Source organism: Pseudochrobactrum sp. AO18b, assembly GCF_000409565.1.
GTDB lineage: Bacteria > Pseudomonadota > Alphaproteobacteria > Rhizobiales > Rhizobiaceae > Pseudochrobactrum > Pseudochrobactrum saccharolyticum.
This window is the reverse complement of sequence record NZ_ANNO01000371.1, coordinates 1-10,647: the sequence shown is the minus strand read 5'-3', so window position 1 is coordinate 10,647 and position 10,647 is coordinate 1. Positions and strand designations below refer to the sequence as shown.

Below are 10,647 nucleotides of genomic sequence, written 5' to 3'. Positions count from 1 at the left end.
TCGTGGGGGGCTTTTTTATTGCGAACAAAACTCTGCCTGCATAAGCAGGGGCACATAGAATACGAAAAAAAGGGGGGGGTTTTTGTCGCCCTGAAATTTGGACAAAAAAAAGCCGGACATAAGCCCGGCTTGGAATTTTGAAGGCGTCATATGGACAAGCCTTCAGAGGGGAACACTTAGGATGCGCAATGGGAGGAGGAGACGCATCACTAAGATGAGTTGTATATGCTCCTTTAAGCCTGGTTTCACAACGCCCGATATTGCAAAGCAGCCATGCATTTTCAGATAGCTCAGCATCTTGAAACCAGTTTTTCTGCACAGATGGGCATTAAACAACAAAAAAGCCGGTAAAACCGGCTCTTTTTAGCGTCAATTGGTCTGTTTCAGAAGGACCAGTTTCTCGCTTTGGAGAAAATGAAATCGCGGAAAACATGCAGCTTGGCCGCATTTTTCAACGCTTCCGGATAACAGAAGAATGTATCGAAGGAAGGAATCTCTCCCAAAGCCGGCAGCAAACGCACCAGCCCTGATGTTTTATCGACCATGTAATCCGGCAGAACCCCGATCCCGACACCACTGAGAACCGCGCGGCGGATGGAAAGCAGATTATTGACCTGCAAGGTCGGAATGCGCGCACCGCCATCAGTGCGGCCTGCTGTTTCCAGCCAGTTCAGCCCCATCAGATAGGACGGCGCAGATTCACCAAAAGTTACAATGCGATGCTCATCCAGCTCTTCAATGGCATTGAGTTTGCCATATTTGGCAATATAGCCTTCAGATGCATAAACATGCATATGCACGGTAAACATGCGGCGCTGGATGAGATCCGGCTGCTGCGGCTGGCGCAAACGCAAAGCACAATCCGCATGACGCATGGTCAGGTCCAGCTCTTCATCATCGAGAATGAGCTGCACCTGCACATCAGGATAGAGATCGGCAAATTCTTCCATCCGCTCGATCAGCCAGCCGGAACCAAGCCCGACCGTTGTCGTCACACGCAGGCGACCGGAAGGCTTTTCACGGTTTTCATTGAGTTTGGAGCGGACATTTTCCAGCTTCATCAGCACATCATGTGCTGTGCGATACAAAACTTCGCCCTGTTCAGTCAGAATAAGGCCACGCGCATGACGATAGAACAGCGCCACACCGACATCCTGCTCAAGCGCGCTGACCTGACGCGAAATCGCAGATTGCGACAAATGCAATGTCTGCGCCGCATGGGTAAACGAGCCGGCCTCAGCAGCGGCATGAAAAATGCGTAGCTTATCCCAGTCAAGTGGTGCCACCACACTATCCCCTTTTCATGCAATGCCCGCCTTTATAGCAACGGACATTGCTTTTCATCCTCCGGCACAATGCGGTTCATCCGCTATGCACTTCCCATTTCAACTTCTCGCCGATGTCCGACAGTAAATCAGAATCAGCTTATAACTGCCACAAGACAAAGAACTAAATTTTGTGGCAACTTTAAAGAGCCAGAGCATTTTCAACAAAAACGAAAACCGGTTTTGCAAAGAAAATGTAGCCGAAACAAAGAAACAAAGCGATTTTGCGATTCAGGGTCATTCAAAACCGCTCTGCAGTGCAGAATTATCAGGTGCCGGTTGTTTAAACCACGAGCTTAACGGCTCAGGCTTCCGGTTGTGCTGCCAGCCAGCGCTCAGCTTCAAGCGCAGCCATACAGCCCATACCTGCCGCAGTTACAGCCTGACGGAAAATATCATCCGTCACGTCACCGGCAGCAAATACACCTTCAATGCTTGTCGCGGTTGAATCCGGTGCAGTCCACAAATAACCGCTATCCTTCATCTTCAGCTGATCTTTGAACAATGACACCGCCGGTGCATGACCGATTGCGACAAACACACCATCAGTTTTCACCTCGGTAATCGCACCGCTCACCGTATCTTTGAGCCTTGCGCCGGTTACAACCGGCCCCATAGGCGGATTGGCAGGATTGCCGGTAATTTCCTCAACTGCATGATTCCAGATGATTTTTACATTTTCGCGCTTCAGCAGACGTTCCTGAAGAATTTTCTCCGCACGGAAACTGTCACGGCGATGCACAACAGTGACGGATTGAGCGATATGCGAAAGATACAGTGCTTCTTCGACAGCAGTATTACCGCCGCCGACAACAATCACATCCTTGCCGCGATAGAAGAAGCCATCACAGGTTGCACAGGCAGACACACCGCCGCCCATGAAATGCTGTTCGCTTTCAAGACCAAGCCATTTGGCCTGCGCACCGGTCGCAATAATCACAACATCACTGGTAAACACCGCACCGCTGTCGGTTTTCGCCGTGAACGGACGCTTCGACAGATCAACTTCCGATACCAGATCATAGACAATTTCAGCGCCGACATTTTCAGCCTGTTTGGCCATTTGCTCCATCATCCACGGCCCCTGCACGGTTTCTGCATAGCCCGGATAATTTTCAACATCGGTGGTAATCATCAGCTGACCGCCCTGCTCCAGACCGGTGATGATAACCGGTTTCAGCATGGCACGAGCCGCATAAATAGCTGCCGTATAACCGGCAGGTCCTGAACCGATAATGAGGACAGGAACATGGCGCTGTGTCATAGACTTTTCTCTTTCCGCGTAACTTCATTGCCGCGCATTACAGAATAAAATCCGTATTGCACCCAGATAGTGTGAAACTAGGTTTCGCAGTCTCCGATTACAAGCTGAAGCGGGGCTTAATCACAGGCAAGTTTATCCATCAGTCAGAAAACCGCGCTTGTGTTTCTGAGAAGTCACAAATCGGCTTTTGTGTCTGCCCCCCATAGGAAATGCATAAAAATTTTGCTAGATTCCTATAGTTTTCCTATAGAGTTACCAAACCCGTGCTGCTTTACGCATAAACAGGCAGTCCTGCTGACGGGAAGAGTTATTACAGCCGAGAGGGCAGGATCATATTTCGCTTCGTTAGTAATATTTGCGCGCGTTTAGGCATGATGATGGCCGTCGCCATGCTGTTTCCTGCAATGTTTGACCTGCGCGACGGCACACCGGACTGGCTGATTTTCATCCGCTCATCCCTGTTTACCGCCGTTGTATCGTCACTGGTCTTCCTCTCCACGCAAAACAGTCATATCCGCTTTTCGCCGCGTCTCGGCTTTCTGCTCACAGTCTCGCTCTGGGTAACGGCTGCCCTGCTCGGCTCGATTCCGTTTTACTTCTCCCATTTGCCGATCAGCTTTGCGACAGCACTGTTTGAATCCACATCCGGCATTACCGCCACCGGCTCCACAGCACTGACCGGTCTCGACCAGATGCCGCGCGGCATTCTGATCTGGCGCTCATTGCTATGCTGGATCGGCGGTATCGGGTTTATCGGTTTGGCACTGTTGCTGCTGCCGTCTCTGCGCATCGGCGGCGTTCAGCTTTTCCATATGGAATCTTCGGACAAATCCGAGAAAATTCTGCCACGCGTCAATCAGCTGGCGATCGGCATCATTGTCGCTTATTGCGGCCTGACTATCCTATGTATTGTTGCATATTTTGCCGCCGGAATGGGCATGTTTGATGCTATCAATCACGGGCTGACCACAATCTCCACAGCCGGTTATTCGACTCATGACAGTTCTTTCGGCTTTTTTGACGGTAATAAAGCCATCCTGATTGTGGCTATGGTCTTTATGACGCTCGGCTCCCTGCCGTTCATTCTTTTCATCAAAGCCGTCATTCCGCAGCAAATGCCCAATCTGCTTGATCCGCAGGTTAAACTATTCCTGTCATTGATCCTTATTTTCACATTCGGGCTGGCAGTAATGCTGCGCATCAGCTCCGATATGCCTTTCGGCACTGCTTTGCTGACCGCAGGCTTTCATTTCATTTCCGTTATCACCACCACCGGTTTTGCAATGGAGGATTACACGCTTTGGGGCCCTGCGGCGGTCGGTGTGTTCTTTCTTGCCTCCTTTATCGGCGGCTGTGCCGGTTCCACCTCCGGCGGTATGAAAATCAACCGCATCATCATTTTGTGGCGCACCACACAGGCCAGTCTCACCCGTCTGGTCATGCCTCACGCCGTCGTCAAAGCCCGCTACGGCACATCGGAAATCACACCGGATATTGCCCAGAGCGCCCTGCTCTATCTGTTCCTGTATTTTGCCTCGCTGGTGCTGGGCACGATGGCATTGTCCATCTTCGGGCTGGATTTTGTCTCCGCCTTTACCGGCGCGCTTACCGCCCTCTCCAATGTCGGCCCCGGCCTTGGCGAAACCATCGGCCCTGCAGGCAACTTCTCCACCATCAATGACAATGCGCTCTGGGTGCTGAGCTATCTGATGCTCGCCGGACGTCTGGAACTGATTACGGTGGTCATTCTGTTCACCCGTGCCTTTTGGGTACGCTGAACAGCAATCATCACGAAAAACTGATCCGGTTCCGGAAAAGAAAATGATGCAGAATGGTTGATAATTTCAATTAACCATTCTCATTGTTTCATTCATGATATAATGCAATGACTCTAAAGCAATTCTTGGAAAGCCCGTCACAGGCACTGAACCTTGCATTGTTGTTATATAATTGCTTTATGCACTTCTGAGACTTCCATTCTGCCTCCGGCAGTTCACAGCCCTTTTATTGCCACCCTCTTACGGAGTTCCTATGCCGATTAAGGTTGATCTTGATGATATTGACTGGAAAATTCTGCGGGAACTGCAAAATGACGGGCGGATGACAAATGTCGAGCTGGCGGAACGCGTCGGTATCTCGGCACCGCCATGCCTGCGCCGTGTACGCAAGCTTGAAGAAAGCGGCATCATTCAGGGCTATCAGGCGATCATTAAAGGTGAAGCTGTCGGTCAGGATCTGGTGGCTTTCTGCTCAGTCGGTCTGAAACACCAGTCCGATGGCGAATTGAAAGCCTTTGCCGAGAAAACCAAATCCTGGTCGCTGGTGCGCCGCGCATGGATGGTGTCCGGTGAATCCGATTTTCTGCTGCATTGCGTTGCACCAAATCTCAACGCGTTCCAGACTTTTGTGATTGAAGAACTGACAGCTACACCGAATGTGGATTCCGTGCGCACAGCACTGACCATCAAGCCGGTCAAAGACGAAGTTCTGATCGCAATTTAAAAGCGACATATCTCTGAATATTAAAAAAGCCGGTGAAAACCGGCTTTATTTATGTCTGCTCGAAAATCCGTTGGTAGAAATCACCGATTGTTTTCGCTTCGCGTTCCAGCGGGAAAAACTCGCGCACACGCTGCAAGCCCTTTTCCGCATGTTGTGCGGCAAGAGCGGGATCACGCAGATAATTTTCAATCGCAGGTGCCATAGTCGCACCGGACGGCACAACATAACCGGTTTCACCTTCAATCACGATTTCCGGATAGGCACCGGCATCGCTGGTCACCACTGCGGTTTGTGAAGCCATGGCTTCAAGCGGCGTCAGGCCAAAACCTTCGGTGCGAGACGGCGCAACATAGACATCCAGACGGCGATACCATGCACTGATACTGTCGCCCGCAGGATCGGCACTGACAAACGGCACCTCACCCAGAAAAATAATCCGGTCAGCCAAACCCGCTTTTCTGACCTTTTCCTGCAGTTCTTTTTCAAAGCCAACATGCTCAGCTGTAGCACGTCCTGCCACCACGGCCGTCCAGTCAGGATAGCGCGGCAACAGCTCAATCATCGCATCAACAAAAAGGTCTGTGCCTTTCTGATGCCGCACACGGCCAAAACAGCCAATGGCATATTTTCCGGGCAGACCGGTTGCCGCGAAACGATCCTGCGCGCTTTGCGGCGGGCGGAACTGTTCCAGATCAATACCATGCATGCTGACAGTATTCGGCACGTCCAGATAGCTCGCCGTGCGGCCACTGGTTGCCAGAACACCGTCCATACGACGGATCAGCCATTTGGTAAATTTCTTATGATGGCGCTGTGAAGCCGAGGTAAAAATCACCTTCAGCTTCATCCGCAGCACATCGCGCATCACAATACCGGCCAGCATTTCAACATTGCGGCGGGCATGCCAGATGCGGAATTTTTTGCCGGACGCAGGCCTGCGCCATAATCCGGCAAGATCACGCAAATTCACATGCGGAAGATCATCCGGCAATCCCCGCCCGACAGCTGCAATCCTGATCCCCATTTTGCGTTGCACCGGCACCAGCTGGACAATCGTCGAGGTGACGCCGGAGAGACGCTTTTTAAAATTCGGAGCCAGAATATCAGTGTCAGAAAGGGATACGCGCACTGGTTAAATAAATCTCATACCAAGGATTTCATAGGAACGGGCGCCGCCCGGTGCATTGAATTCCACAGTATCGCCTGCGCTTTTACCGATCAAGGCACGCGCAATCGGTGACGAGATAGAAATGCGGCCTTTTTTAACATCCGCTTCCTGATCGCCGACGATCTGATAAATGCGCTCTTCTTCGGTGTCTTCATCAATGAGCGTAACAGTCGCGCCGAATTTGATGGTCGTGCCTGTCAGCTTTGAAATATCGATCACTTCAGCACGGGCGATAAAGTCTTCAACTTCACCGATACGGCCTTCATTGAGGCTCTGTGCTTCTTTGGCTGCATGATATTCGGCATTTTCAGAAAGATCGCCGTGCGCGCGCGCTTCCGAAATCGCCTCGATAATGCGCGGACGCTCTTCCTGCTGACGCCAGCGCAGTTCCTCTTTCAGCTGATCGAAGCCAGCCTGTGTCATAGGGAACTTTTCCATGCCCTGTCCTTTCTCATGCCTGATGCGCGGTCTTCAATCGCGCTAAAGCACTCCGCAGCCTTAAAACCACGAAAATGCAGAAACAAAAAATGAGACTATCTTCCGGCTAGCAGAGCACCATGCGCCCTGTCGGGTGCACAAAGGTTGCTCTAACATTTATATTTACAGCATAATTTTACCTTAAGCTGTTTCAGGCTTAAGGAATTATGCTGCAGCAGCCGGAGAACACCCCCGAGACTCAAAAATAAAACGGTCGCCGAAGCGGTGCTTCGGAACCGTTCATCATTCATCATCTGTTTCAGTTATCGTGCCAGCTTTGCAAACAAAAAGAAAGAGCAAAAAGCATCGGCAAAAAACTTGTGAAAAACTTGGGGCCTGCCCGCCCCGCGCCAAGCTTTTCTGAAACATTTTTTTAAAAAAACAGATCTTTTTTACTAAAAACCTGTGACAGCTTTTACATGAACACAACAGCATGAAAACGCTGAAACAATATATAAGACTTCAGTATAAAGTATTATAAGTCCGAAAATTTCAAAAAAACTACAGCTGACAGCGTGAGAATCATTTCGGATATACGTTGTAACATCATATATTATGCTGAAATCCGGCTTGCTTTCCTGCAATAATACAGCATAGTGACCGCGGTTCAGCACATAGTCTCAGCCTGCTCAGATCCGGTTTGCCCTCAGCTCTGTCGCGTATCATACAGAGAAAAGCAGTTCCGGCCTGCCGGACAGTTCCGTCTTCCGCAAGACAAACATGATCTGAACTGTAACGATCCACGTTTATTGCATTCCGCAGGCATATCATGACCCAGTCACGCGCTAATTTATTGCTTCTTTTTGCTGGCCTGATCTGGGGTCTTGGCTTTGTTGCCCAGTCAACCGCCATGGAAAATATCGGCCCGCTGACCTTTATCGGCCTGCGCTTTATCGTGGCCACTGCAACAGTTGCGCCTTTTGCCTTTATGGAAGCCGGACGCGCATCCAAGCCGCTTTCCTTTTCCGATCATAAAGCCTTCATGATTCTCGGCAGCATGTTGTTTTCCGGTATGGTTCTGCAGCAAACCGGCCTGCTCACCACTTCCGTCACCAATGCAGGTTTTCTCACTGGTCTTTATGTTGTGCTGGTGCCGATTTTAGGCGTGATTTTATTTTCCCAATGGCCGCATCCGGTCGTCTGGATCTGCGCCGTGCTCAGCCTTACAGGCATATTCATGCTGTCCGGCGGTTCGCTTGACGGTTTCAGTCAGGGCGACTGGCTGATGATTGCCGGTGCATTTTTCTGGGCTTTGCAAGGGCTGTTCATTGCCCGCTATGCATTGCGCATCGGCAGACCGGTCACCATGGCCTGCGTTCAGTTCGCGGTCGTTGCATTTGCCGGCATTGTTTGCGCTGCGATTTTTGAACAGATCGAATGGCAGACCATTCAGGCCGCAGCGCCGGAAATTCTGTTCACCGGCATGTTCTCATCCGGCGTGGCGTTTACATTGCAAGCCATCGGCACCCGTTACACCAGCGCACCGCAGGCAGCTATTTTCCTGTCTTCCGAAGCTTTATTCGCAGCCCTGTTCGGCGCAATTCTGCTTGGCGAACGTCTGCCATTCATCGGCCTTGCCGGTTGTGCGCTGATTTTCCTGTCCATGCTGATGGTCGAAATTGTACCCCGTCTGCGCTTCAAAAAACCGGCAACCGGCAAGACAAGTCTTTCAGAGGTTCCGGCAGAAAACCTGTAAAGCACGCCGTTACAGCTATGGTTTAAAAGACACGACAGCACGTTAAACTGCCGGATTTATCTGTGCGGTTTAGTTTTACAGATTGCCAGACTTGCTAATTACTGCTTTTAAAAACACTGAACATCCGGTTACGTACACGGAAGATGTTCCGCTTGGTTGAACAGTAACAAGCTTGGCAAGGATAGAGCAGCGAATGACTCGTATTTTGTTTCTGGCATTCGTTTCCATCATTATCAGCGGCTGCACCGGCTCCCGCGCGGTACTCTGGCACGGCCCCAATTCCAATCCGGCTTCTGTAGCTGCGGCCAATGCTGCCATCATCAAACCGGCTCAGCCAGCTTCCGTCGTCCCTGTTTATGTAGCCACAAGCCGTCAGCGCAGCGATGATTTTTCAATGCCTTACAATGCGAAACGTTCAGACAAGCTGAATTTTTCACGCGTTGATATCGGCATCCCGAAATCCCATGTGAAAGGCGTTGTGGAAAAGACCGGCTATAAGCCGGATCCGGCCAAGCATTTCGCGGCAGTCAGCTTCCAGCCTTTTGATAACAGCCAGATTTTCGTCAATCAGCTGAATCAGGCTCTGGATCAGCACTCGGCAAAAGATCAGGAACTGCTGATCTTTGTGCATGGCTATAACAATAATTTTGCGGACAGCACGTTCCGTGCAGCCCAGTTTACCCATGATTACGGGTTAAAATCCGTGACCGTGCATTATGCATGGCCGTCTGCGGCCTCGCTCGGCCTTTATGTTTATGACCGCGACAGCGCCAATTTTGCGCGCGACGGTCTGGCAGAATTGCTGAAACTGGCATCAAAGACCAAAGCCAAACGGATTTTGCTGGTTGGGCACTCCATGGGCAGTTTCGTCACCATGGAAGCTCTGCGCACATTGGCACTCAATGAAGAACGGACTGCACTGAATCGCCTGACCAATGTTCTGCTGGCCGCCCCTGACATTGATCTGGATGTGTTTGAAAAGCAGGTCAAAGATGTGAAGCCTCTGCCTCCTATGGCCGTTCTGGTTTCGCGCAATGACAGTGCGCTGAATATTTCAGGCCGCATTACCGGCGGACATTCCCGCGTCGGCGACGGCTCCAGCATTGAAACACTGCAGAAATATGGCATTGCCGTGCTGGATGCCAGCACGGTTGATGGCGGAGATCACAGTGTCTTTGCCTCTTCGCCAACGCTGATGGCACTGGTTAGTGACGGCAGCCTTTCCTTCAATACTTTGAAAGGCGAAGGTCAGACATCCGGTCAGGCCATATTGGCCGATGGTACAAATGTGATTACCGGTGCCGCTTCTATGGTTATCTATCTGCCGGGACGTATTTTAACTGCGGCTGCCACAGGCTTTCAGCAATAGTGTCAAGCTCTCACACCATCCCCGACCTGTTTTGACTTCGGGGGTGGTGTAAAATCTGTTTTCTGCAGTAACCACATTTTGCAATATTGATTTTATCCCTATCAATAAAAGCCTATATTGAGCCGGTAAGCATTCAGGCTACATTCACATAATTCCGTATAGATTCTGACAAACGAAAAAGCTCCGCTATCCGTCCGCCCACATTCCGAATGGATGTATGACGGAACCGGAACAGGTGCTTATTCGTTTATAATTTATGGCGCCCTTTGATGCTCTGAGCTCAGAAAGCCTCTGACATGAAAAGCGCGCAGATTGTTCTGCTGCAAAAACAGACAATTCATCACGGGGAGACCGAAAAATGAAACTTGGTATCAAATCGGCAATTATTGCCCTTGCTTTATTCTCCGCCACAGCCGCACAGGCTGCGAATGCGATTGTAACAACCAATCTTAATCTGCGTACCGGCCCCGGCACGAATTATCGTACGCTCGGCTCTATTCCGAACGGTGCACGCGTTGATGTGAACGGCTGCACCAGGGGCTATGGCTGGTGTCGGGTCAATTACGCAGGGCGCTCGGGCTGGGCATCCTCACGTTATCTCGCAGTGCGCGAAGGATCATCCGGTAACTACAGCAATAATAATTTCGGCAACACAGCTGCCGCCATCGGCATTCCGCTGATTGCCGGTGTAGTTATCGGCTCGGCGATCAACAATGACAGGTATGACCGCTGGGATCGTCCGTATTATCGCCTGCACCGCCCATATTACCGGCCGAATTATCGTCCGGGCTGGGATGGATACCGTCCGGGTCGTCCGGGCTGGGAAAACGGCCATCGTCCGGGCCG

At 50.9% G+C, this 10,647-nt stretch carries 9 protein-coding genes; 5 read left to right on the top strand and 4 right to left on the bottom strand.

Going from position 1 to position 10,647, the window contains the following annotated elements:
- Nucleotides 1-383 precede the first annotated feature (383 nt).
- Together A918_RS0114215 and trxB are read right to left on the bottom strand one after the other, a co-directional pair.
- Nucleotides 384-1,289: a LysR family transcriptional regulator gene (locus tag A918_RS0114215; RefSeq protein ID WP_022711710.1), complete on the bottom strand. Its 906-nt coding sequence runs from the start codon at nucleotides 1,287-1,289 to the stop codon at nucleotides 384-386.
- Between the two features lie 340 nt (nucleotides 1,290-1,629).
- A complete protein-coding gene (gene trxB / locus A918_RS0114205; protein ID WP_022711708.1) occupies nucleotides 1,630-2,589 on the bottom strand; it encodes a thioredoxin-disulfide reductase in 960 nt (319 codons plus the stop codon).
- Between the two features lie 377 nt (nucleotides 2,590-2,966).
- On the opposite strand from trxB, the gene A918_RS0114200 reads away from it, so the two are divergent.
- Together A918_RS0114200 and A918_RS0114195 are read left to right on the top strand one after the other, a co-directional pair.
- Complete coding sequence (locus A918_RS0114200) at nucleotides 2,967-4,367, top strand: TrkH family potassium uptake protein (RefSeq protein WP_028233828.1); 1,401 nt, start codon at nucleotides 2,967-2,969, stop codon at nucleotides 4,365-4,367.
- Nucleotides 4,368-4,620: 253 nt separating this feature from the next.
- Nucleotides 4,621-5,091, top strand: coding sequence for an Lrp/AsnC family transcriptional regulator (locus A918_RS0114195; protein ID WP_022711706.1), 471 nt, complete (start codon nucleotides 4,621-4,623; stop codon nucleotides 5,089-5,091).
- A 49-nt stretch (nucleotides 5,092-5,140) separates the two neighbouring features.
- On the opposite strand, the gene A918_RS0114190 is transcribed toward A918_RS0114195, so the two are convergent.
- Nucleotides 5,141-6,220 (bottom strand): glycosyltransferase family 4 protein, encoded by a 1,080-nt coding sequence (locus tag A918_RS0114190; RefSeq protein ID WP_022711705.1) that lies wholly within the window; start codon nucleotides 6,218-6,220, stop codon nucleotides 5,141-5,143.
- Between the two features lie 3 nt (nucleotides 6,221-6,223).
- Nucleotides 6,224-6,697 carry a transcription elongation factor GreA gene (gene greA, locus A918_RS0114185; RefSeq protein ID WP_022711704.1) on the bottom strand — a complete coding sequence of 158 codons (474 nt, stop codon included), beginning with the start codon at nucleotides 6,695-6,697 and terminating at the stop codon, nucleotides 6,224-6,226.
- An 808-nt stretch (nucleotides 6,698-7,505) separates the two neighbouring features.
- Between greA and A918_RS0114180 the strand changes: the two genes are divergently transcribed.
- The 3 genes from A918_RS0114180 to A918_RS0114170 form a co-directional block, all read left to right on the top strand.
- The gene (locus A918_RS0114180) at nucleotides 7,506-8,432 is read left to right on the top strand and encodes a DMT family transporter (RefSeq protein ID WP_022711703.1); all 927 of its coding nucleotides are present in this window, start codon (nucleotides 7,506-7,508) and stop codon (nucleotides 8,430-8,432) included.
- 193 nt (nucleotides 8,433-8,625) lie between these two features.
- Nucleotides 8,626-9,801, top strand: coding sequence for an alpha/beta hydrolase (locus tag A918_RS0114175; protein WP_022711702.1), 1,176 nt, complete (start codon nucleotides 8,626-8,628; stop codon nucleotides 9,799-9,801).
- 358 nt (nucleotides 9,802-10,159) lie between these two features.
- Nucleotides 10,160-10,647: SH3 domain-containing protein (locus A918_RS0114170; protein ID WP_033316149.1), on the top strand; the 488-nt coding region annotated here is incomplete at its 3' end.

Excerpts from the sequence above, each read along its gene's own strand:
- trxB (WP_022711708.1), bottom strand. The coding sequence starts at position 2,589 with ATGACACAGCGCCATGTTCCTGTCCTCATTATCGGTTCAGGACCTGCC.
- A918_RS0114200 (WP_028233828.1), top strand. The coding sequence starts at position 2,967 with ATGGCCGTCGCCATGCTGTTTCCTGCAATGTTTGACCTGCGCGACGGC.
- A918_RS0114195 (WP_022711706.1), top strand. The coding sequence starts at position 4,621 with ATGCCGATTAAGGTTGATCTTGATGATATTGACTGGAAAATTCTGCGG.
- greA (WP_022711704.1), bottom strand. The coding sequence starts at position 6,697 with ATGGAAAAGTTCCCTATGACACAGGCTGGCTTCGATCAGCTGAAAGAG.
- A918_RS0114180 (WP_022711703.1), top strand. The coding sequence starts at position 7,506 with ATGACCCAGTCACGCGCTAATTTATTGCTTCTTTTTGCTGGCCTGATC.
- A918_RS0114175 (WP_022711702.1), top strand. The coding sequence starts at position 8,626 with ATGACTCGTATTTTGTTTCTGGCATTCGTTTCCATCATTATCAGCGGC.